Source organism: Promicromonospora vindobonensis (assembly GCF_042685865.1).
In the GTDB taxonomy this organism is placed as follows: domain Bacteria; phylum Actinomycetota; class Actinomycetes; order Actinomycetales; family Cellulomonadaceae; genus Promicromonospora; species Promicromonospora vindobonensis.
Genome location: NZ_JBHUOG010000002.1, coordinates 57,506 through 79,768, shown reverse-complemented (window position 1 = coordinate 79,768; position 22,263 = coordinate 57,506). Strand labels below are relative to the sequence as shown.

Sequence of the window (22,263 nt, the reverse complement as noted above, 5' to 3'; positions counted from 1 at the left end):
CAGCAGCCGGACGACGAGGTCCTGTGTCTGCTTCTCCTGGAGCTACCCACGCTGCATGTCGAGATGCCCGACATGACGTGTCAGAAATCGCTCCGGATCAACTCCGTTGATCCCTGACCAGACCAGGCCAGGCCTGCACACCACCTGTGCGCTCGCTCCCCGCTCGACGCTCCCCCTCACCAGGCGGCACCACCGGCAATGGCATTCCGATTGATCGAAGACAACCATTCGATAGATCTTTCGGATAAGATGCTATGGAACGTCGGTCGAGATGATCGATAGATCACTGCGGACCAGTCGAGTCGGCGATTCCGCGCGCTCGGCTGGGACAGGGCACAGGGTGTCGGACAGGAGACACGAGGACGATGCAGACCAGGACGACCAGGAAGACCGCGCTGCCAGCTGTCGTGTTCGCTGCGGCCCTGGGCCTCCTGCTTCCCGGGTGCTCCGGTGGCAGGGCCTGCGAACAGGCGATACCCACGCAGCGTCCGACGACCGAGCCGGTCGAGGTCACCGACGAGGATCTCGGCACGGCGCTGGACAAGCTCGTCTACCAGGGCACCCAGCGTTCGAGCTCGGACGGCGGGGTGTGTCTGGTCACCGCCGTGCGCACTACGGGACTGTCGGACGAGGCGCTGGTCTACCTCACCGAGACGGGTAGTGACGACCTCGGCGCGATCATCGACCGCTTGCGTGAGGTGAGCGAGGACGACGTCGCGATCCTGCTCTCGCCACGGCTGCGCGAGGACTTCGACGCCTGTGTCGACCAGGACCTGCTTCCCGATGGCAGCGGGCATCAGACCTACGAGTCTCCGAACCCGGCATTGGCGCCGGTGGCCGACGAGCCGAACCTGAAGCCGAGGTACGAGGTCGGCGAAGACGAGCAGATCACCTCGGTCGCGCAGTTGACCGACGGCCTGGTCTCGATGTTCTCCTCCTACGCACTGGACGAGAACCAGAAGAAGACCTATGCGGCGGCTGGGCCGTGTCTGTCTGGCGCCGTGCTCGACGCTGGCTTTACACAGAAGACACTGCGCTTCCTGGCCGGCGGAGCGCCCGTCGGCACCGGATCGGTGGCCGACCACCTGCCGGGCAACGAGGACAAGGCGATCTGGGAGTCGGCGGAGTTCACCACCAGTCTCGTGGACTGCACGAACGTGACCCCGGACCTGCCCCCGGAGGCTGGATCCTGAGAGCCACCCGCGAGGCCACGCAAGGACCCAGAGGAGCGCTCGAAGACAGAGCATCGAACGGAGCAAGGAGCCGGTCATGACCCTCACACAGAAGCCGGATCAGGCAGAGCCGCCCGCAGGCAGCCGGCGCCCCGGCATGTTCGTCCGGATGTCGCCCGACGACAAACAGCGGGTGCAGTACTGGGCCGACAAGCGCGGCTACCCGTCGGCGAGTGAGTACGCGGCCGAAGCGGTGGTCGAGAAGATCCAGCGCGAAAACCTCGACTACGACCTTCCAACACTCGAGATCGCGCGACTCAACCAGCTCGTCGACGAGGTCAAAGCCCTGTCGACGAACTCGGCGAACCTCGAGCGCGTCGTCACCCAGGGTTTCGACTCCCTCATCGGACTGACCCGCGGCGACAACTACCTGCTCGACGACGAGGACGGAGAGCTGTCATGAGCCGGGACTTCTCGGAGATGCTGGAGACGACCACACCCACCGACGAGGTGATGGATGTCGACATGCCCTTCCTCGACGCCTACCGACATGGCGGGAGCTCCGAGCTGCAGCGGCTCCAGGCGCAAGAGGCAGACGCGCCGCAAGCCGAGGCGCAGCCACGAGCTGCCGAACCGCAGGCTGGTACGCAGTACGACGACGGCGACCGCGAGACCGAGGCCCTGGGGCCGGATTCCGAACCCGCCTCCGCGGGGTCCGAGCGCGCCGGTGGAACCAGCCGTCGCGGCGGCACCGGTGGCGCCAGCGCTGCAGGAGGTGCAGCTGGCGAGATGACCCCGGGCGGACCGGCGGAGGCGTCGGCGAGCGTGGCCGCCCCCGCCCGCGAGACACTGGCGGACGCCGGCGCCGAAGTCGGCGTCAGCTACATCGCCGCATCAGGACCCGATCTTGAGACCGAACCTGAGACGCCGGCCTCGCTCCAGCTCACTGACCACCAAGAGGTTGTGCAGGGTGCGTCGTCGGCGAGGGGTGGCTCGGGCGGTGCAGACGACACAGAGGCACTCCCCCAGTCGGGTTTCCGGCTCTCGGGTGTGAAGAGCCAGCCGCACATCAAATCGCTGCCCGACGTCATCATGAGCGTGCTGCGCGAGCAGCTGCGCTCGGCTGCGGTCCGTGAGCTGAGCGTGAGCGACGCCGACGCGCGCGAGTTCAGCCGGCGGCTGAGCCAGGGCACGCTCGTGACGGCGTTCCTGGCGGCGCAGCTCGACCTGCGCATCACCGCGGACGCCGCGACCCAGCGCGCCGCGGAGCTGTTCCGCTCCCGGGACCCGCTGCTGGGCAGCGTGGCTGCGCGGCTGGAACGCCTCGAACAGCTCGAGAACGACCAGAGCAACACGCTGCACCGCCTCGGCGACGAGCTCGCCATGGTCCGTCAGACCGGTGCCACCATCGAGCAGGCTGTGGCGTACTCCATCGCCGACCGGACGGAGAACTTCCTGCGCGGCTCCCACAACGTCCATGACGCGCCGATCACGCACAAGGACGCGCTGTTTGTCCGCGACAGGGTGCGTGAGGCGACCAGAAAGCAGGAGAGGCTCGAGCGCGAGCGGGAAGGACGGCCGATCAGGTGATCCTCGCGATGCGCTGGGATCGCGCCTTCCGCGCAGTAGCCCGAGGATGTGCCGCGCGATGACCGCGATGGACGAGCGCGTGGTCATGACCCAACGTTAGGACGGCGGACCGATGTACGCCTGCGACCGATCCTCCCTATGCGATGAGTCCATCCCGCTCTGCCAGCGTCTCCCGGGCCACCGCCGGCGCGTCCTCACGATGCCGAGCGTTGAGTACCTCGACATACAGCGCACGCAAGTTGATCGCGCTAAGGGACCACGCTAACGGACCACCGTGGACTGATCAGAGTGACACTCCTACGAGGATTGTCTCGGGCACGAGGGTGACGCCGAACCGGTCGCGGACCCCGTCGCGCACCGCGCGGGCGAGGGCCACGACGTCCTCGGCCCGGGCGCCGCCGCGGTTCGTCATCGCCAGCGTGTGCTTGGTCGACAGCCGCGCCGGGCTGTGCTCCCCCGCCAGGCCGAAACCCTTGCCGAAGCCGGCCCGCTCGATGAGCCAGGCGGCGCTGGTCTTGACCAGCGTCGGGTCGATGGTGCCAAGGCTGGGACCGGTGGTGGTCTCCGGCATGGCCGAGCGGACGGGATAGCGGGGAGCGTCCTCGGGCAGGTGCGCGAGGTGCTCCACGGGGATCACGGGGTTGGTGAAGAACGACCCCGAGTTCCAGCGGTCGTGGTCCGGCTCGGCGCCGAAGGGCGGGCGGTCGAGCAGCATGCCCTTGCCGCCGCGCAGTCCCAGCACGGTGTCGCGGACTTCCCTCATCGGGGCGCGCTGCCCCACCTCGACGCCCAGACGACGCGCCAGCTCGCCGTACCCGACGGGTGCGGACAGCGTGCCGAGCCGGAACTGGAACTGGACGGTCAGCACCACGTAGCGCGGCGACGGGTACCAGGGGGCACGCGGGTCCTCGTCCCGGCCCTCGCTGTGCATCGAACGCTTGAGCAGCGACGTGCGGTACCCGAAGTCCAGCTGTCCGACGGAGAACGTGTGCACGCGCCGCTCGCCCCGGTCCCACGTGCGGACCAGCGAGACCACGCCGGAGAGCTCCTGGCCGTACGCGCCGATGTTCTGCACCGGGGCGGCGCCCACCGTCCCGGGGATGCCCGACAGCGACTCGACACCCACCCAGCCCTCGGCCACGGCGCGCTCCACGAGATCGTCCCAGTTCTGGCCGGCCGGTGCGCTCACCACAGCGCCGCCACAGGAGTCGTCGGACTCGACGGTGATGCCGCTGCGGATGTCGCGCACGACGACGCCGTCGAAGCCCTGGTCGGCCACCAGCAGGTTGGAGCCGCCACCCACGACCAGCAGCGGCACACCGTCGTCGTCGGCGGTGCTCACCGCCTCGATCAGAGCGGCCTCTTCCTCAGCCTCGACGAACGAGGCTGCGGGGCCACCCACGCGGAGTGTGGTGAGGTCGGCGAGGCTGGGGGCCACCGCTTGCGCCTGAACGGTGTCTGCCGGGTATGGACTCACCATGCGAGCCTATCTACCTGTCGCGTTGGATTTGTGGACATCTCCGACATGCCGTGGGTGATGTCTGCCAATTCTGGAACCTTCCAGCGCCCACGAACGTGTTCCATGCCCGACCTCGCGGGCCCCGCCGCCGAAGCCGTGCGCTCGTCTCCCTGCACTACCTCTTCACACCGGGCGCGGTAGGCAGCGGCCGCACGGAGCGCGCCTGGACCAGCGCGAGCACCATGGGGATCAGGAGTACGAGCACCGCGAGGCGGTAGCCCGTCGCGTGCGCGACGGGGCCGATGAGCGGCGGCCCCACGAGGAACGCCGCGCGCTCGCGCTGTCCGAAGCGGGCGTCGACCTCGAGCACGCCCTGATGATCCCTGATGCGCGCTGCCGCAGTGCTGAGGTCATCGCAGCGCTGCTCGACGGCGTCGACCAGGTCGTCGTCGGCCCACACGTCGCGCTCACCGCCAGCGAGCAGCGCCAGCTTCTGGCACGTGCCCGCCGAAAGAACAACACCTTGCTCACCCGCCGTGCGTGGGAGAACGCGGCACTACGTATGCGTGTCGACCGCGCGGCATGGTCCGGCCCACAAGGCGGTGACTACTGGCTGCGCCAGGTTCGATACGACGTCGTCCGCCAAGCACGAGGCGACGGCCGACCGCGCCGGTTCATGGTCTCGCTGGGCGTCGACTCGGTTCAGGTCGAGGCGGTTCACCCTGGCACCCGTCTGATGTCCGTCGGGGCGTGACGTCGGGTGACGTGAACGCCAGGTCCTATGCCGGCCTCAGATCTGTTCGGCGAACGCTACGAGCGAGGCGACGGCTGCGCCACCGTCAAGAACGATCCGGCCCGGTTTCCGCTCGGCCGTGTTCCCACTCAGTCTCACGAGGACGTCGAGAGGTGTGGACAGAGCGAGGCGGGCCCGGAGCCCGGACTCTACGGTTATCGCATGACCATACCCGCGGAGCAGCTCGCCGAGATGGATGCGCTGTTCTTCCAGGTCGCTGGCCGCTGGCCGGAACGCCCGGATTTGGATCGCGTGCTTGTAGCCAAGTCCCGTGAGCTCGCGGAGGCCCTTCTCGAGGGCGACGGCGTCTGAGCCCGCTGCTCGACCGCCACCATCGCTGCTGTCAACGTACGCGGCGGAGCCACCGTCTGCGGTAACCGTTGGGGGCGGCCCCACTTGCACCTCCAGCGACCGCCACCCGACGACCTGCAAACAGCGACCGATGTCATGTCATCTACGACAAGCACTAAGCCCATTCAGGAACGCCGCATGCCCTCCCTCGGAGGTCAGGTATCGGCCTCGTTCGCAGAAGTAGGCGGCGATTCGCGACGGTGCCGTCGGGCTTGCTCATACTTCTCGTATTCCTCCGGGTACTCAGTCCGAGCTAGAGCGACTTGTTCAACCAGCCAGTCGGGCATCTTGTCTTGGTCCCGCGGGTACTTGATCAGGTCGGTGGTGTATAGACCAGAAGCCGGCATGGTGCCCCATTGGGGGACTTCGTCATAATTGTAGTCAGCGCGCATCCTGACGCGCCCGTCTTTCTTCATAATCGTCAGCTTCACTGAAAACCAGGTGCCAGCGCCATCTCGATACATGACGTCGCGGAGCTCCACGATCTTCTTCCACGTCACACGAGGTGCTGCAAGTGACTTGTCCGTGCCGGTCGGTCGATCAACAGTGAGCTTTTCCTCTGCATATCGCGAGAGATTTCGGCTCACGAATACGATGGTGTGCCAGTCCCCGGAATCAGATACGTGGCGTGCGATCTCCCGGGCCGCCTTCTGCACCAATTCACCCTCACGAATCATTGGTGGTACATTTTCACTCATTTAAAAATCTCCTTCTTTCCGTGTCGCCATCGACCGTATACTCGACCGTGATTGCAATCGGGACCCGACTTTCTCCCTCGTATTCAGGCAGGACTTTGAACTTAATACTTGGTGGCTCCCAGTCGGGGCCCGCATCTGGCGGTGGTCGCAACTTTGCGCGCAACTCTTGCTCGACTGCGTAGAACGTATCGCCTGGACTGTTACCTTGGTTAAGATCGGAGAGCATCGGGACGAGGTTGATGTCTTCCGGGCCACCCGCGAACATGTTGGCGAGCAGGTGGCCGCCGTCGTACTCTTCACCGCCGATATTTCCGATCCTGCCCTGGATGCTCCTAGAGCGATCTGCATCACCAATCTGAAGATCATCTGCATAGGCTTCGATCGTACGACCAGCGTGGTCGGTGACGAACACGTGGTCATTGACGACGTACGTGACGTCCGGCTGAGGTTTCATCAGGTCCCAGTTGAGAGCTCCTGTGCGTCCATACTGTGCCTCGACGTGCACGACTTTGCCAGTGTCATCAGTGTAGAAGGTGCCCCGATTGGGAACCTCATATGCCGCGTTCGGTTCGAGGTTGTCAAGTGCCGCGAAGGGCTTGCGAGGAGACGGCATCTCACCCGACAGGCGCTGAACGACTTCCGGTGCAGAGAAACGCTGATCGATGCCGTCAACATCAGGTACCTCGGGTCGCGAAGGTTCGGCATCGCCGCCAACGTCGAGATCCTGCATGTCTTCGAACGGTTCGGCATCGCCGCCAACGTCGAGATCCTGCATGTCTTCGAACGCCGCGGACTCGCTGAGATTGCTGTCCTCGCCGCGCATATCGGTCTGGTCGGGTTGCCCCGGGAAGTCCTCACGCCCCTCAATTTCGGTGTCGGACAGCCGGGCCGAGCCGGTCGCTTCAGTGCCAACGAAGCCAGCATGAGCATCGATGTCCCGATCGACCAGGTCGACGTCTTTGCGTTCCTCACCCGTGTCGACTGGTTCGTCGACGACGTCTAAAGTCTCGTCCGTACCTGGTTCTTGCTCCCCTCGCTCTTGATCCCAGCTGCTGTTGCCAACCGAGTCTTCACTCGTCTGCGCAGCGACGCTGTTGCCGGACCTGTCGCCTACAGGCCGCCCCTCGGTGCCGTCCCCGAGCACCGCAACGTCGACACCAGGGTGTACGTCAGATTCGCCGGGTCGAGCGTGTTCGCCGGACTCGTCGACGACAGCGGCATGTGCGTCCTTCTTGGGGAGAGGCTGGTCCTGATTCTCTCTGACGGTGGCGCGCTCGGCGCCCGAACTCGTGACGGCGGGGGCCTCTTCAGGCCCTGGGGTCTCGTCCGTGTCCGGGGCTTGCCCAGCCTCTTCGAATGCCTGGGCGTCCCAGGCCGTCGCATCGTTTGCAGTCGTCTGATCGGCTACGACCTCGCCGATCTGGTCGCCTTCGGGCAGGTCCCCGGTCTCGACCCCGAGCAGTAGATCGTGGTCAGGCTGCTTCTCGTCAAGTCCGTTGGCAGCGGGGCGAGTGTCCATCTCCGCGGCGGGCTCGTCCCGATCGTCGTTGGGGATGTCACCCGCCGCACCGGCCTGCTCGTCGGTGTCGGACCGATCCTCGGATCGGGACGTGTCGCTGCCGGTCTCGCGCGAGTCCTCCCGACGGATGACCCGGCCCTCGGCCATCGCATCGAGGAGTTCCTCATTGACTGGCTTCCGGACTCGGGGCGTATCAGGCGCTGATGACGGTGTTGACTCTGGGTTGTCGGTGTCGGACGCTCCGTGCGCCTCGTGCTTGGTAGTGCCGTCATCGAACTTGCGCGGGTTGTCCCGCCCGATGATCCGGTTCTCGGCCATTGCGTCCAGGAGCTTCTCTGCCACCGACTTCTGGGACCGGGGCGAGTCGGATGCCGACGGCTGGTTCGAATCCGGCTTGCCCGCATCGTTGCCGACGTCGGACTGCCTGCCTCCGTCAATGCTCATCGTGCGCTCATCAGCGCGGCCGCTGACAGTTCCAGCGTGTTGAACGTCCGCTTGGCGTCGAACGAGAGAAAGCTGGTTGCAGCCAGGAACCGTTCGTAGTGGTCAGGCGCGTTGCTCAGGCGCGCGATCACACTGTCGACCACGGGCGTTTTGCCGCCTGTGATGATGGTGTGGTCGGGCTGCCACGTCGAGGGATGACGCCGTAGCGCTGTCAGTTGTTCGCTAGCGGTGCTACCCGGCAGGGTGACACCCCTGGCTTCCCAGCGGATGGTGTCCGGGTGCGGTTCGCTCACCGTGGCGACATGCAGGGACGTGAAGATGTCGTTCCAGCGGTAGGGACCGGCTTGCCACTGGACTTCGCTGCCGTCGCAGCCGTTGGTCTCCTCGCCAGTCAGGGTCGCAGCGACGCTGGTCATGAGGTGTTCGGCGAGATCTTCGGGCCGGTAGTAGACAGCGAGTCCGGTGTAGCGGGTCTCGATCGACGCCTCGATGCGGTGGGCGACACCGCGCTCGAGGAGGCGCGTGTCCTCGAAGTGCTGCGTCAGGTCCTGCAGCCAGGGCGCCCTGGGCGAGGGAGCGGCCTGCCCGGTGACGTGAGCCAGCACAAGGAGTTCGATCCACAGCATCAGCTCAGGGTGGTCGTCCGCGAGGCGTGTGGCCCGGTTGAGCTCCCTGAGCGTGCACTCCCGCCGCGTGCCTCCCGGAAAAGAGAGCGGACCGACCAGAGTATCCGTGTGCGGGAACTGACGGGCAAGAGTCCGATCTTCGACGGTCTCGCCGAGGGGAATGGTCAGGCGAATCGGCCGGTCCATGCCGTCGGTGAAGATGACAGCCCTGCCGGGGTGCAGTGCTACGACGTGTCGGGACTGGGCGTCGTCGAGGTTCATGGTCGCGCCGACCGTCTCTCGGTCATCGGCGGCCGGCAGGCGGTGCAGGATCTTCAGGGCGGTGTTCTTGATAACGTCCGGCACGATCTTGGCCGGGATCTGCTCGGCCACGATGATGCCTTCACCGTAGGCGCGGATCTCGGCCAGGAGAGAGGTGAACAGCTCGACGGCGTGTGCGGTAGGGCTGCCTTCCTCGGCGCGCTTAAGCAGCCGGTGTGCTTCCTCCAGCACCGTGACGTGCGCCAGGCCCCTGGCTGTACTGTCCCCGTGGTGGGTGCGTTGTTCGTCGCGGACGCGCAGGTGCTCGTAGAGGCGGATCAGGATCGTGCCAATGAAGAAGGCCTTGTCGGCGTCGTTGCCGATGTCTTCGATCTCCAGCACGACGTTGCGTCGCAGCAGCTCGCCGACGTCGATAGGGATGGCAGCCTCGAAGAACCGGCCGGGGGTGCCCAGGCGCAGAGATCCGATCCGCACGTCGATGAAGCCGCGGACGTTCTGGCTGATCTCCGGTCCGTACCCGATGCCGTCGACCACGTCCATGGCCACTCGCTGCAGGTCTGCCAGATCGGGGTACTTCGGTCGGCCGGCCGCGGTGTGGGCGTCGCCGGTGACCGGGTCCCAGCCCAGCTCGCTGTAGCAGGTGGCCAGAGCCTGCGAGAGGACCTGCGGGAACGGTTCCTGGGCATCGAACGCGGCCATGAACAAGGCACGTGTGAGGTCCAGGTGAGTCTGCAAGGGAAAGCCCGGCTCGGGCTCCAGCGGGTTCAGCCCCACCGGTGCGGCGTCGGGATCACCGGGGCGGATCACGAACACATCATCACGACTGGTGTCCTCTGTACCGGACTTCCCCTCCCCGCCAGGGGTGTGCAGGCGTCCGGCCATTCCGGCGTACTCGGACTTGGCAGGTTCGATCACCAGCCACGGAACGTCGTGCTGGTGCAGTCCTTGCAGGAGGTGGCGCACGGTCTGGGACTTGCCCGACCCGGTCGCGCCGGCCACGAACGCGTGCCGGTTGAGGGTGCCCAGGGCGATCTTGAGGTCGCCGACCGGTAGGTCGGCGTCGTCCAGGACCCAGCCGAGGGGGATGTCGCCGTCGTGCTCGGGCGTGAGGTCGAACCGGGGTTGCTCGACCAGGCGGATGCCGGGCAACTCGCGTCGAGGCGGGCGGGCAATCGCCGTCAGGAACTCTGACGTCGCGGTGAACGGTGAGGCCGGATCCGACAGTGCGCCACGAGTCGGCGAGGTCACCGTGGTCCAGGCCGACTCGAGGTCGGCGATCTCCTGGCCGGGCGTCAGGACGTAGGGCAGTTCGTCTAGGTCGCTCGCGCTGCACAACAACGCGGCGGCCGACCTGGTGGCGGCCTCGGTCTGCGCGCCGACCAGGACATGGACGTCCCAGGTGCCGGCGGCACGGGCCTTGGACAGCTCCCGGAACCTGCCCTCAGCCCGCACGAGGTCGATCCGGCTGGCCTCCACCGACTCTTCGAGCCGTAGCCCCGGGATGGTGACCTCGAGGCGGTCGAGATCGTTCTGGAGTTGCGTGCTGGTGCGCGGTGTGGCGACCACGAGCCACGCGAACGCGCCTGGAAGGTGCGCGATGTAGTCGTCGAACCCTCCCCGGACCTGGCGCCCCGAGACGTCCTGGCGGTTGTCGTCGGCCCAGAGGTGGTCGGGTTGGCCATGGCACCGGGTCCAGTACGGCAGCTGGCTCCACTGGTCGTGCACAGTCGCGGGGTCAATCACTGTCGCGCGGCTTCCCGGCGGGTACAGCACCGGTTCCAGACGGTCCCCACGGTCAGGGTCGCGGCCGGCGCGCTCACCGAGGATCCGCATCCCGGACGTGTCCCCTCCGGGCGGGAAGGTGGGGCGGCCACCGGCAAGGACACGGATCTGTCGCTGCCCGGGAGGCCGGTCCCACGCCACGACGAAGCCCGGCCGGCCTTCGGCCGGCATGGCCGCCAGCTGGGCGTGCGCGGCGGTCAGGGCAGCGAACAACTGTGCGGGAAGACGTGGACGGTCCTGGTCATCCATGGGCGTCTCCCGCAGATGGAAGAGCTCGTGCCCGTCCAGGAAAGGCATCAGCGCCCCTACCGATCTCGCCCGGCGGGCAGTCCGTGGGGCACATTGGAGACACCCTCCAGGAGGGTGATGCCGGGGTTGCAGTCGACCGGAACGATCCGTCGTCCCGCGTGCCCGTCCGGATCGATCAGCAACGCCGCGGTCTCGGGCAGCGCCTGGATCCGATTGGGTTCGACCTCGTACTCGTAGCCTCGCCCGTGGGTCTCGCTCGTAGAGGTCGAGTCCGCGGTGGAGTGGTTCACCGTGTCCTGCCACGTCGCGGCACGAGTCGTGGACTCCGACTCCGACCAGGTCGTGCTCGTGCCATGGGACCGGCCCATACTGCTGCCCGACGACCCTGACGAGCTGCCAGCGCCCTGGCCCGTGGACTTGTTAGTCCCGAACGAGATCGACGAGTTCTCGGTGACCGATGTGGAGGTGCCCTGGGTAACCGAGTCCGAGCCACCCTCGGACCACGAGGAACCCTCGGTGAAGGTTCTGCCGACCTGGACCGTGACCTGGGACAGCGTGATCTTGTGGTTCCTCCCGATGAAGTCAGCCGCGGCAGCGGCTTCCTTGGCGGGCCCCAGCCGCATGATCAGCGCGGTGCTGTCCGCACCGCCCAGCAGCGATTGAAACTCCTCGCGCAGAGACCTCATCATGAGCACCAGCCGCACCCCGACCCGACGCGCCTGGTGCGACAACGCCTCCAGGTTCTCCACACCCAGGTCATCGGCTCCCGCCACGAAGATCACTCCGTTGTCCCGCACCCGTGGCCGGGACGCGCGCAAGTCCCGGAGGATCCGGTGGAACACCGCCCGGTCGTACAACGGCTTGCGCCGCGCGTACTGCGACCCGGTAGAGATCACGGTCAGGCCCCGCTCCGCCCACACCTGCCCTGCCCTGGTGCCGTCGGGCGGCTGCTCCGGCACCGTGTCGTCGCTGCCCTCGACCAGCTTCTTCAACGCTCCGGCCAGGTGCTGCAGACGATCCTTGGCAGTCGGGGTTGCACCAGCGGCATCGAGATGCCCCTGCAGGGCCTTGATCTCCCCCGCGGTCAGGAGCTCTTCGTGGCCGGCCCGGTAGCTGCTGCGCAGGACCCGCAGCCCTGCTTCCAGACGCGTGAACGTGTACGGCGGCTCAAGACGCTCGGCCACGGCCTCGATCAGATTCGCGTCCAGATCACGCACATGTGCCTGCTCGGTTCCCGACCCGGGACTGGCGACGTTCGCGACCAGCTCACCTATATCCTCCGGGTCAAGCCCGGCCAGCAGGTCCAGACCCGATGTCGGCGAGGGCCACCAGACCTGAGAGACCGGCACATCCTGGGCCCGGCAGAAATCGGCGAGATCGGCAGCGACGGCGTTCTCGCTGAAGTCCAGGACCAGCATGTCCTTGCCCGAACCCATGATCGACGGACCCAGTGTCGTCAGCAGGCTCGCCCAGCCGTCGCTCGTGCCTCCGAACACGTCCGCCCGGCTCCACCCGGGCCGCAACGGCACCGGGAACCAGCGCGGCGCCTGCTCGTAGCGGTCCTTCTCGGCCCGGTCATGCGCGTCCACGTCAGCCTGCCACCGGGTCAGGGCCGCCTCATGCTGCGCCTCCGCGTCGGCGGCACGTTGTGCGTGCGCGGCCTCGATCTCGCCAGAGCGCAACCTCGGTGCCACGATCGCGGCGATCGTGAACGTCGTCCCGATCACGAACGCGGCCGGCGCCAGCCAGTCCCCCCACGCGGTCCACGACAGTACCAGCGTCACCACCAGTGTCACCACCAGGCGACGCACCAGCTTCTTCGCACCCGCCCTGCGGTCAGCGTCGAGTGCCTCCCGGTCCAACGGCTCCAGCACCCCCTTGACCGGACGCTGCCCCACCAGCGGGCTCGGTACCGGAGACGGAGGCTCGACGTACGTGAACCCGCACCGCGCCTCAGCAACGAACACCCGCTCCGCCAGCCGGGTACGAGCCGTCTCGGCCTGCTGCACCACGCCGCTCGTCGTACTGCGCTCCACGTCCCATTCCCCCAAGTAGAAGGCGCCATCGCACGTACCAGGCATACGGTCATAGAGAATGTCAGAACCCGCCCCCTGTGGCGAGACCTACAAGCCCACCACCAGGGATAACCCCGGTCCCCGACGGCCGCTCAGCCAGTTCTGCTGACCTCACAGACATGCCCGGCGAGATCAGCTACATCCTTCACGCGTCGTCCCACACCTTGAGCAGCACGTCGACGTATGCCGGATTCTCTGTATCGAAATCGTCCGGGTAGGTCTTCGGCGAGAGGACCGTCGCATGGCCTGTCCTGCCTGCGCCGGTCGTGAAGCAGAAGCGCTGCTCGTAGCTCTGGTAGCCGTCGATCTCGATCTCGACGAAACCGCTCGGCTCCCCTTCTGGCTCACAGTCCGCATACTCGTCCGCCGAGCCGAAGCGGGTGCTGTTGACGATGTCGGGCGCGTTGACAATGAACCGGTCGTTGTCACCTGCGCTCGTGAAGCACAGCAGCCCGTCCCCCGGGCCCTTCTTCATGCCCCAGTCGTCCGCCTTGCTGTCCGGATCGACACACTGACCGTCCTCAAGCCGCAGCGGGCTGTTCCCTACACGATGGAGAGCCGGAGCGCCGGGCTCCGTGGACGGAGTCGGCGCGCTTCCGCTCGGCACGAGTCCACCCGGCTGCGCAGAGGCCTCACCAGTGCCTCCTGCGGCCGGCGCGCCGGTCTCTACCTGCGCGCGAAGGTCAGAATTCTCGGCTTCCAGCTGATCGATCCGCGACTCTGCGACCTCGAGCGCGCCGTCGCTCCCAGCGCCTGTCGAAATACCGATCACCGCCGTCGCTAATGCACCGATCACGATCCCGGCTACCAGCCCCGACAGGAACCGGCGCTCCCGCAACGCACCTGCCGCAGCATCCATCGTCTGCGCAGCGCTCTGCTCAAGACGGCCACCCCTGGCCTGCCCGTCATCTCCGGCCATCGGCCGCCTCACCTCAGTGTCTCGCAGCTCCAGCCCAGAACGGGCAAGTCGGACTTCGCCTCGCTGCTGAATCTTGGCACAGACCTTCGCACCGCGCAGCAGAAGACCCACATGCCTGACCTGACTCGTGCCACATCTCGGCGTTGCGTTATCGGCGGGGTTGTGGCCTGGGGTGATGGTCTCGGGGTGGGTTGTTCGGGGTGACTAACGGCCGGTCTCGTCGTAGCGTCCACGGGTGGCGTCGTTCATCCGGAAGGTCCCCACGGCGTCGGGGGCGACGGCGGTGCAGGTCATGCACAAGCAGGGCCGGCAGGTCACCGGGATCGAGCACATCGGGTCTGCGCACGACGAGGCGCAGCTGGCGGTGCTGCTGGAGATCGCCGAGCAACGGCTTCGGCCCGGTCAGGGCGCGCTCGATCTGGAGCCCGACACGCCACCCGGCGGTGGAGCACGGGTCGTGGGCGGGGCGTCGCAGGTGTTGTGGGACGTCCTGGCCGGGGCGTATGCGCACCTCGGGTTCGGCGGTGTGGACGACGACACGTTCATGCGGCTCGTGCTCGCCCGGATCGTGGAGCCGACGTCGAAGGCCGACACGGTCCGGGTGCTGGCCGAACTCGGAGTTGCGGCACCGAGCGTGCGGACGATCTTCCGGAGCTTGAAGCGGTGCCAGGACCACGACTACCGGGCCGTGGTGCAGGCCGCGTGCCTGGAGCACGTCACCGCGAGCGGGGCGGGTCTGGCGATGATCATGTACGACTGCACCACGCTGTGGTTCGAGGCCGAGCACGAGGACGATCTACGCAAGGTCGGGATGAGCAAGGAACGGCGCGTCGATCCGCAGATCCTGGTCGGTCTGCTTGTGACGACCACGGGGTTCCCGCTCGCGATCCACTGCTTCGAGGGGAACAAGGCCGAGACCAAGACCCTGCTGCCGGTCCTTGCCGCGTTCACCGAGACCTACGGGCTGGGTGTGAAGGACATGGTCGTGGTCGCCGACGCCGGGATGCTGTCCGCAGCGAACCTGAACGCGCTGGAAGAAGCTGGGTTCTCCTTCATCGTCGGCTCAAGGATCTCCAAGGCACCCTACGACCTGGCCGACTACTTCGAACGCCACGGCACCCACTTCGCCGACCGGCAGGTTCTCGAGAGCGACCGCGTGATGGGCACCGGCAAGCACGCCCGGCAGCGGCGGGTGGTCTACCAGTACCTGTTCGCCCGCCAGCAGCGTGACCAGCGCACGATCAACGCCCAGATCACCCGCGCCGAGAAGGTCGCCGACGGTTCGAAGCCGCTCAAGAAGGACCGGTTCGTCAAGATCGACAACACCAGCCGGGGCGTGGACTGGGGCCTCGTCCAGCGCGCCCGCGACCTGGCCGGCCTCAAGGGCTATGTCACTAACCTCGCCGTCGAGACCCTGGACGGGCAGGCCGTGATCGACGCCTACCACGACCTCTACCAGGTCGAACGCTCCTTCCGGATGTCCAAGCACGACCTGGCCGCCCGGCCGGTCTTCCACCACGTCCGCGAGTCGATCGAGGCCCACCTGACGATCGTGTTCACCGCCCTGGCCGTCGCCCGCCACCTCCAGCAGGCCACCGGCGTCTCGATCCGCAAGCTCGTCCAGACCCTGCAGCCCCTACGCACCGCCGTCATCGAGATCGCCGGCCACCGCATCACCGCCCAACCCGAGATCCCGCCCCCAGCCGCCGAGATCCTCACCGCGCTACGGGGTGACTAAACCGGCACGACTCAGGCCTGACGGTCGCCGACGACCCGGAGCCACTACCAAGATCTCTTGCACCGTGGCATCCGCACGGCTAGGTCACAGAGACCTTCGCAGTGTCGCTGACCTCGCGGATGATCCTGATGATTTCGGCGACGTCCTGCTCGTCGAAGAGATCGTTCGGGCCACCGGGGGCGTCGTCGGTGAAGGGCGACCGGTACAGCAGACCCGGATCGAGGACGCCGTTGTACGACAGGTCAGCGACGACGGCGTCGATGAATCGGATCTGGTCGGCGTCGAAGTTCCGGTCGTGGAGGAACTCGGCAAAGGCGTCGGCTGCGGCAGCGCGGTCTAGGCCGACGATCAACCGGACGAATACACCGAGGCCGCCGGCCTGTTCGCCTGCTGCGGCGACGTCCTGCTCGGTCCCGGCTCCGGCGTCCACGAGCAGCCGTCGAAGCTGGTCGAGGTCGGTCTGAGTGAGCTGCTTGCCCAGGCGCACCCTCTGCAGAGCGACGTCGTCGGCGTGCTTGCGGAGGACGGAGCGGGCCTTCTCCCGGAGCCGCTCGGGGCTGACACCGACGATGGGCCGGTTCAGGTCGACCAGGCGCAGGTCCCCGAGGGTGTCCTCGAAGTTCGTGTACACCGGGGCTCGCTTGTGCTTGGGCAGGTACTTCACCAGTCCCCGCACGCGACGACGGACGAGCTCCAGCAGCGGGACGGTCGCATCGGTCCACCACTCGTCACCGGCGATCGCCTCCAGGAGGGCGACCTGCTTGCCCACCTCGGGCACCGCGACGGCCTCCAGGAGCCCGCCGGCGATCTCCTGCACCTGGGACTGCAACCGCATCGCGTACAGGTCCGGCTTGAGGGTGCCGAGCTGGAGACGCAGCAGGGTCAGGTCGAACCGCTTGGCCAGCTCCTCGCCCTCCGGTGCCGCCGACGGCAGCGCGGCCAGGTGTCCGACGACGTCCGGGGCGGCCTGGTCGGTCAGCGCGCCCCAGGCCTCCCGGTCGGAGTAGGTCGCGACCCAGGGCCGGTGCGGGCGGACCAGGAAGTTGTCCGGGTCCATGCCACGAACCCGCGCGGTCAGGGCGTCTGCGACATCGGCCCGCAGTGCGGCGAGCGACGTCGTACCGTCCTCCTTGCCGGGGACGGCAGCCAGCACGTCGGCGCCGACCTGGTCACGCAGGGTGAGCAGCAGCTCGACCCGGTCGGTGAAGATCTGCTCCGGGACGGACGGCGCGGCCTTGCTCTCGGTGCCCTTCGGGTTCTGCCCGAAGTAGTCGAGGTTGCCACAGAAGTCGAAGACGTAGAACTCCTTCTTGTCCTGGCCAGGCCCGAACAGGCCTCCGGACAGCCGGGTGCCGCGGCCCATCATCTGCCAGAACTTCGTCACCGACCGGACCCGCTTGAAGAACACGAGGTTGACGACCTCGGGCACGTCGATGCCGGTGTCGAGCATGTCGACGCTGATCGCGATGTGCGGGGTCTTGGCCGGCTCGGAGAAGTCCTCCAGGAGCTGGTCGGCCCGCTCCACGGAGTACGTGATGACATTGGCGAACTTGCCCTGGTAGTGCTTGTAGTGGTGGTCGAACCGTTCGGCGATGAACTTCGCGTGCGCGTCGTTCTTCGCGAAGATGATCGTCTTGCCGACCCGTTCCCCGCCGGCGACCTTGATGCCCTGCGTCATCAAGACCTCCAGGACCTTGTCCACGGTGTCGGCGTTGAACAGCCACCGGTTCACGGCCTCGGCGTCGATCTCGTCGGGGACGTCGTCGTCCTCCTCACCCCAGTCCAGGGTGTCCCATGCGTCCTTCTCCTCCTCGGACAGGTCCGCGTACCGGATACCGCGGCGGGGGAAGCCGAGCTCGATGTCCACCGGGACGGGTGGGACGAGGTAGCCGTCGGCGATGGCCTGGTCCAGCCCGTACTCGTAGGTCGGGGCACCTGCCTCGAGCCCGAACAGGTCGTAGGTGTTGCGGTCGACCTCGTCCTTCGGGGTGGCCGTCAGACCGACCAGGTGCGCGTCGAACCAGTCGAAGATCGCTCCGTACTTCTGGTACACCGAGCGGTGCGCCTCGTCGATCACGACGACGTCGAAGTACCCCGGTCCGTACTTGCCCGGCTGCGTCGCCAGGAGGTTCATCATCGTGGGGTAGGTCGAGACGTACACCCTGCCCTCGGAGTCCTTCTCCTCGAGCAGGTTCACCGGGTTGGCGTCCGGCAGGTGCTTCTTGAACGCCGCTACCGCCTGGCGCACCAGCGCCTTGCGGTCCGCCAGGAACAGCACCCGCTTGACCCACCCGGCTTTGGCCAGCTGGTCGGCCAGCGCGACGACGGTACGGGTCTTGCCCGACCCGGTCGCCATCACCAGCAGCGCGGCCCGCTCGTTCTTGGTCTGGAACGCCTTGTCGACCGCTTCCACGGCACGTAGCTGGTAGTAGCGGCCGGCGATCTCCTCATCGATCGGCACCTGGTTCAGGTCCCGCCGGTCCCGCCGGCGCCCGATCAGCCACTCCAGCTGGTCCGCGGTCCGGAACCCCGCCACCTTCCGTTGCGGGTAGCCGACACGCTCGTGGTCGTCCCACAGCCAGTGCTCGTGCCCGTTGGTGTAGTAGATCAGCGGCCGGCGCCCCGGGAATGCCTTCTCCAACGCGTCCGCGTACGCGCGTGCCTGGTGTTGTCCCGCGCGTGCGTCCCGCTGGGTGCGCTTGGCCTCCACCACCGCCAACGGCAGACCGTCAGCGCCCCACAGCACGTAGTCGACCTTGCCCGACTTCCCACCGGGCAGGCCCGTCACCGGGTACTCCATCGAGGCGTGCACGCCCTCGTGCGGGTGCGGGAGGACCGGGAAGCCGGCCTCGATCAGCAGGTCATCGATCACCTGCGCCCGCGTGGTGGCTTCGTCGTAGTCGTGCGTGTCCGGCCGGGTCAGGTTCTCCTTCTTCGCTTTCGCGACGTCACGGCGCAGCTCAGTCAGTTGCTCTTCCAGGTCCGCACTACGCGCCTGCTCCGCGGCGATCTGCGCGTCCCGGGCCGCGAGCTCCTCGGCAAGCTTCGTCACCTCAGCGCGTGACCGTGCCTTCGCGGCCGCCGGGTCCGGGAACGCGGATGGGTTCAACCGTGCGGCGTACGTGATCGGGGACTGCCGCGTGTAGGTCCGGTGGAACCACACCAGCACGTGGAACAACTGCCCCAGCGTCGCCTCGCTGTCGCCAGGCTGCACGACGACGTCGTCGTGCACCGCGCGGTTGGTCTTCTTGCGGACCAGGTTCATCTTCGACTGCACGTCGTTGCCGGCCAGCTCGCGCAGGCCCGGCTCATGGATCATCGCCGACAGGTCCGTCTTGTACGGCGGCGTGAGTGACCCGTCGGCCTGGAACGCCCACCCCAGGGCCTGCTCCAGCGCCCGACGCGCGTACAGGCCGCTCACCCGCGGGTCGACGCGCACGTAGCGCTCGGCACGCTCGGCCTCGCCGAACACCTGCGGGAACTCGTCCTTCAAGAACCCGAAGTTGCTCACACGATCTCCCTAGCGGTTGGCGACGACAGACGATCCACGCCGTCAGCATGCCAGAACCTGCAGGTCACGGCACCGAATGCAGGGGTGAAGCGCTCACCCGCTCCGCACGCTCGCGGATTCGGCGGCAGCGACCAATGCGAGAAGCGACAGTGGCCGATCGACGGCAGCACCGACGTTGAGCGAGCACGAGAAGGCGACCTGGTGCCTCTCCTTGAGTGGATGCGCGAACACCCTGGTCACGAGAAGAGCGCCACCTTCGAGACGTCGAGGTCGCCAGCGAACGCTCGGGACTGGAGCGATGCGAAGAGGGTATCGAGTTCGACGAGATGACGCTCGGCCGCGGCGCGCAAGCTGTCAGTTTGAGCAACCGTTGCAGCAAACTCCCGTTGAAGGGCGGCCGGTGGCAAGGAAAGGGGAAGCCCTTTGATGATACTCATGTTCAGACCGGCCATAATCGCCCCCTTCGCCGTCGCGGCGAGGTACTGACGCGCCACGGGATTCCAAAGGAAAGTAGCACGCAAATAGTCAGGCAGACACTGGTCATGATCAAGCGTGATGCAGCAGAGATGCTTGGTGCTGATCGCAGTCGGAATACTCTCCGGCACAACAGCAACGCGCCCGTTGGTTCCCATGATCGTGATTAGCACGTCGCCAGGTCGAACAGTGTAACGCTTGAGGGTCTCGTATTTCTCTCGCGAGATATAGCGACGGTCGGTCCATCGAAAAGAATTCGTAACAACATTCTCGATCCCGATCACCGGGATACCCTCGGTCGTGAACTCTTCCTTCAAAAGCTGACTACCAAAGGGTCCCGTGCGCATCGCATCCTTTACGGATGCGACGACATCGACGACCTGTGCCGTAGTCCAACCCGGATCGGAATTCTCGACGAACATGCTCCGATAGACGGACTCAGGCATCCTCTCAAGCGCAGCCATAGATGCTCGCCGCTCGGCGCGGATCGTGTCCACATGGTCGAGCACGGCAGCGATTCGGCGCTGCTCGCCGAGCGGCGGAAGCGGGATCATCACCGTGGCGAGCGCTTTCGGACTGATCCTCGGGAGGTTTGCACCACTCGTCAGTCCTGCAATTTCTGCTGTGACGCTAGGGCGGCGGAGGTGCTGCAGCAGGTATCGCTGATCCAAGCGATCTGATGGCAGCAGTGGAAGGATGTCAGTACTGGCGACTCCGGCGACGTTGGCTGTCGTCACCTTGCACAGATTTGGCCGCAGTTTACCAAAGAGTACGTGGGCTTGCGTGAATCGCACCTTCGTGCTTTTGACGCCGGCCGCTGCGACCGATGACATTCCCAGCAGGCGCCCACCCTTCTCGATGTGTTCGAGCCCGACATACGGCGTGTCGCCCGGCAGCGAGGCCGGATCGACAATGTGTCCAGTGATCCGAGCAACGTCTCCGAGCGTGACTGTCGTCCAGCCCGGCTTCACAGCATCATCTCCAGCTTGTCCAGGCCTGCAGCGATCTGGGCCTCGAGTACCCGGAGGTCGGCAAGGATGTCGGCAGGGGCGGTGTGCTCGACTTCGTCGTGGACAACTTCGCGATACCGGTTGGGCGACAGGTCATAGTCATTGGCAACAAGGTCGGCCTTCGGCACGAGGAACGACTGCTCGGTGCGCGCACGGGACCTCTCTGACGTCGCGCGCTGCTTCCACCGCTTCAGAGCATCGGGCAAGTTGTTCTTCTCGTGGTTCGCCACGACGAAGGGCTCACGCGGCGCGGCGCCAAGTTGCCCCTCGGGCAGGAGTGGCTGGCGCTTGTCGTCTAGAGACAATCCGTCAGCCCGGATGTCGTAGAACCAGACGTCGTCCGTGCCGCCCGTACCGGTCTTTGTGAACACGAGAATCGCGGTAGACACGCCTGCATAGGGCCTGAAGGTACCGGCGGGAAGCTTGATAACCGCGTCAAGCTTGTGATCCTCGACAAGCGTGCGCCGAAGTGCCTTGTGTGCGCCGCTCGAGCCGAACAGAACGCCGTCTGGCACGATTACCGCCGCTCTGCCACCCGGCCGCAGCAACCTCAGGAACAGGGCGAGGAACAGCAGCTCGGTCTTCTTCGTCTTGACCATCTTCAGCAGGTCCGTCGCGACGGTGTCATGGTCGAGCGACCCGGCGAACGGTGGGTTTGCCAGGATTAGGGAGTATTTCTCGGCATCCTCCCCAGCCGACTGCGATAGCGAGTCGCGGTAGCGGATGTCGGGGCGGTCGACGCCGTGCATCAGCATGTTCATCGAGCCGATGCGCAGCATGGTGTTGTCGAAGTCGTAGCCGTGGAACATCGTGGAATGGAAGTGGGTGCGCTGCGCAGCGTCGCGCATGACGTCGGGATGTTCCGCGCGGACGTACTCCGAGGCAGCCATGAGGAAGCCGGCTGTGCCGCACGCGGGGTCGCAGATCTCGTCGGTCGGCTTCGGCTCCGTCAGGTGGACCATGAGCTCGATGATGTGCCGCGGTGTCCGGAACTGACCGTTCTGCCCGGCCGATGCGATCTTGCTGAGCATGTACTCGTACAGGTCGCCGCTGGTGTCCCGCTTGTTCATCGGGATGTCCGACAGAAGTTCCATGACTTTGATAAGAAGGCCCGGCGTCGGGATCGTCAGGCGCGCGTCTTTCATGTGCCCCGCGTAGGTGGAGTCCTGCCCACCCATCGCCTGGAGGAACTTGAAGACGTGGTTGGCGACCAGGTTGTACGCCACGGCAGGCGGCTGGTCGTTGAGGTACTTCCAGCGCAGGTGGCTGTACGGCACGCCGGACGGAGTGTTCCCATCGGGGAAGAGCGGGTTCTCGATCGGTTCGCCGGTGGCGTTGGCCCGGTTCTCCTTCGCGGTCTGGAGGTCGTCCAGGCGGCGGATGAACAGGAGGAAGGTGATCTGCTCGATCACTTCCAGCGGGTTGCTGATACCGCCCGACCAGAACGCGTCCCAGACGCGGTCCACCTTGCCCTTGAGCTCTCCAGTGATCACCGGGCGAGTCTATTGGTGCTGGTGGAGTGCTGCGTGGCTTCGCGGTGAAGCAACCGGCGATCGGCTGCGGCCGACCGAGCGTCAGCACGCAGGTCAGAT

General features: G+C 66.5%; 16 protein-coding genes. 6 read left to right on the top strand and 10 right to left on the bottom strand.

All coding sequences use genetic code 11. The features are described from left to right. Positions 1 to 365 precede the first annotated feature (365 nt). The 3 genes from ACFS27_RS13575 (at position 366) to ACFS27_RS13565 (ending at position 2,762) form a co-directional block, all read left to right on the top strand. Positions 366 to 1,193, top strand: coding sequence for a hypothetical protein (locus ACFS27_RS13575; RefSeq protein ID WP_377183810.1), 828 nt, complete (start codon positions 366 to 368; stop codon positions 1,191 to 1,193). 76 nt (positions 1,194 to 1,269) lie between these two features. Continuing rightward, positions 1,270 to 1,635 (top strand): hypothetical protein, encoded by a 366-nt coding sequence (locus ACFS27_RS13570; protein ID WP_377183808.1) that lies wholly within the window; start codon positions 1,270 to 1,272, stop codon positions 1,633 to 1,635. After that, positions 1,632 to 2,762, top strand: a complete 1,131-nt coding sequence (locus ACFS27_RS13565) for a hypothetical protein (RefSeq protein ID WP_377183806.1) — start codon at positions 1,632 to 1,634, stop codon at positions 2,760 to 2,762. The genes ACFS27_RS13570 and ACFS27_RS13565 overlap by 4 nt, the downstream gene beginning before the upstream one ends. Positions 2,763 to 3,045: 283 nt before the next feature. Here the strand turns inward: ACFS27_RS13565 and ACFS27_RS13560 are convergent, their stop codons facing one another. Beyond that, positions 3,046 to 4,239: a UDP-N-acetylmuramate dehydrogenase gene (locus tag ACFS27_RS13560; RefSeq protein ID WP_377183804.1), complete on the bottom strand. Its 1,194-nt coding sequence runs from the start codon at positions 4,237 to 4,239 to the stop codon at positions 3,046 to 3,048. Between the two features lie 157 nt (positions 4,240 to 4,396). Then, the gene (locus ACFS27_RS13555; RefSeq protein ID WP_377183802.1) at positions 4,397 to 4,591 is read right to left on the bottom strand and encodes a hypothetical protein; all 195 of its coding nucleotides are present in this window, start codon (positions 4,589 to 4,591) and stop codon (positions 4,397 to 4,399) included. 6 nt (positions 4,592 to 4,597) lie between these two features. On the opposite strand from ACFS27_RS13555, the gene ACFS27_RS13550 reads away from it, so the two are divergent. Both ACFS27_RS13550 and ACFS27_RS13545 read left to right on the top strand, forming a co-directional pair. Then, positions 4,598 to 4,975 (top strand): hypothetical protein, encoded by a 378-nt coding sequence (locus ACFS27_RS13550; protein ID WP_377183800.1) that lies wholly within the window; start codon positions 4,598 to 4,600, stop codon positions 4,973 to 4,975. Between the two features lie 201 nt (positions 4,976 to 5,176). Then, on the top strand, positions 5,177 to 5,326 hold the full coding sequence (locus ACFS27_RS13545) for a hypothetical protein (RefSeq protein WP_377183798.1): 150 nt from the start codon (positions 5,177 to 5,179) through the stop codon (positions 5,324 to 5,326). A 194-nt stretch (positions 5,327 to 5,520) separates the two neighbouring features. Here the strand turns inward: ACFS27_RS13545 and ACFS27_RS13540 are convergent, their stop codons facing one another. The 5 genes from ACFS27_RS13540 to ACFS27_RS13520 all read right to left on the bottom strand — a co-directional run bounded on the left by ACFS27_RS13540 (position 5,521) and on the right by ACFS27_RS13520 (position 13,938). Next, positions 5,521 to 6,063 carry a hypothetical protein gene (locus tag ACFS27_RS13540; RefSeq protein ID WP_377183796.1) on the bottom strand — a complete coding sequence of 181 codons (543 nt, stop codon included), beginning with the start codon at positions 6,061 to 6,063 and terminating at the stop codon, positions 5,521 to 5,523. Next, complete coding sequence (locus tag ACFS27_RS13535) at positions 6,056 to 8,026, bottom strand: DNA/RNA non-specific endonuclease (RefSeq protein ID WP_377183794.1); 1,971 nt, start codon at positions 8,024 to 8,026, stop codon at positions 6,056 to 6,058. Before ACFS27_RS13535 ends, ACFS27_RS13540 begins: the two co-directional genes overlap by 8 nt. After that, a complete protein-coding gene (locus ACFS27_RS13530; protein ID WP_377183792.1) occupies positions 8,023 to 10,992 on the bottom strand; it encodes an ATP-binding protein in 2,970 nt (989 codons plus the stop codon). The genes ACFS27_RS13535 and ACFS27_RS13530 overlap by 4 nt, the downstream gene beginning before the upstream one ends. Positions 10,993 to 11,000: 8 nt before the next feature. After that, positions 11,001 to 12,980 carry a hypothetical protein gene (locus ACFS27_RS13525; protein ID WP_377183790.1) on the bottom strand — a complete coding sequence of 660 codons (1,980 nt, stop codon included), beginning with the start codon at positions 12,978 to 12,980 and terminating at the stop codon, positions 11,001 to 11,003. A 184-nt stretch (positions 12,981 to 13,164) separates the two neighbouring features. After that, positions 13,165 to 13,938, bottom strand: coding sequence for a hypothetical protein (locus tag ACFS27_RS13520; RefSeq protein ID WP_377183788.1), 774 nt, complete (start codon positions 13,936 to 13,938; stop codon positions 13,165 to 13,167). A 292-nt stretch (positions 13,939 to 14,230) separates the two neighbouring features. Between ACFS27_RS13520 and ACFS27_RS13515 the strand changes: the two genes are divergently transcribed. Next, entirely contained in the window at positions 14,231 to 15,676 is a 1,446-nt protein-coding gene (locus ACFS27_RS13515; protein WP_377183613.1) for an IS1634 family transposase, read from the top strand. A gap of 79 nt (positions 15,677 to 15,755) precedes the next feature. Here ACFS27_RS13515 and ACFS27_RS13510 read toward each other — a convergent pair whose 3' ends face one another. From ACFS27_RS13510 to ACFS27_RS13500, 3 genes are all read right to left on the bottom strand, one after another. Continuing rightward, the gene (locus ACFS27_RS13510; RefSeq protein WP_377183786.1) at positions 15,756 to 19,187 is read right to left on the bottom strand and encodes a DEAD/DEAH box helicase family protein; all 3,432 of its coding nucleotides are present in this window, start codon (positions 19,185 to 19,187) and stop codon (positions 15,756 to 15,758) included. Between the two features lie 236 nt (positions 19,188 to 19,423). Then, positions 19,424 to 20,632 (bottom strand): restriction endonuclease subunit S, encoded by a 1,209-nt coding sequence (locus ACFS27_RS13505; RefSeq protein WP_377183784.1) that lies wholly within the window; start codon positions 20,630 to 20,632, stop codon positions 19,424 to 19,426. Then, positions 20,629 to 22,164 (bottom strand): type I restriction-modification system subunit M, encoded by a 1,536-nt coding sequence (locus ACFS27_RS13500; protein WP_377183782.1) that lies wholly within the window; start codon positions 22,162 to 22,164, stop codon positions 20,629 to 20,631. Before ACFS27_RS13500 ends, ACFS27_RS13505 begins: the two co-directional genes overlap by 4 nt. Positions 22,165 to 22,263 lie beyond the last annotated feature (99 nt).

What these genes read in the sequence shown, in the direction of transcription:
- ACFS27_RS13515 (WP_377183613.1), top strand. Translation starts at nt 14,231, where the DNA reads ATGCACAAGCAGGGCCGGCAGGTCACCGGGATCGAGCACATCGGGTCT.
- ACFS27_RS13570 (WP_377183808.1), top strand. Translation starts at nt 1,270, where the DNA reads ATGACCCTCACACAGAAGCCGGATCAGGCAGAGCCGCCCGCAGGCAGC.
- ACFS27_RS13545 (WP_377183798.1), top strand. Translation starts at nt 5,177, where the DNA reads ATGACCATACCCGCGGAGCAGCTCGCCGAGATGGATGCGCTGTTCTTC.
- ACFS27_RS13520 (WP_377183788.1), bottom strand. Translation starts at nt 13,938, where the DNA reads ATGGCCGGAGATGACGGGCAGGCCAGGGGTGGCCGTCTTGAGCAGAGC.
- ACFS27_RS13575 (WP_377183810.1), top strand. Translation starts at nt 366, where the DNA reads ATGCAGACCAGGACGACCAGGAAGACCGCGCTGCCAGCTGTCGTGTTC.
- ACFS27_RS13550 (WP_377183800.1), top strand. Translation starts at nt 4,598, where the DNA reads ATGATCCCTGATGCGCGCTGCCGCAGTGCTGAGGTCATCGCAGCGCTG.
- ACFS27_RS13565 (WP_377183806.1), top strand. Translation starts at nt 1,632, where the DNA reads ATGAGCCGGGACTTCTCGGAGATGCTGGAGACGACCACACCCACCGAC.
- ACFS27_RS13535 (WP_377183794.1), bottom strand. Translation starts at nt 8,026, where the DNA reads ATGAGCATTGACGGAGGCAGGCAGTCCGACGTCGGCAACGATGCGGGC.
- ACFS27_RS13540 (WP_377183796.1), bottom strand. Translation starts at nt 6,063, where the DNA reads ATGAGTGAAAATGTACCACCAATGATTCGTGAGGGTGAATTGGTGCAG.
- ACFS27_RS13530 (WP_377183792.1), bottom strand. Translation starts at nt 10,992, where the DNA reads ATGCCTTTCCTGGACGGGCACGAGCTCTTCCATCTGCGGGAGACGCCC.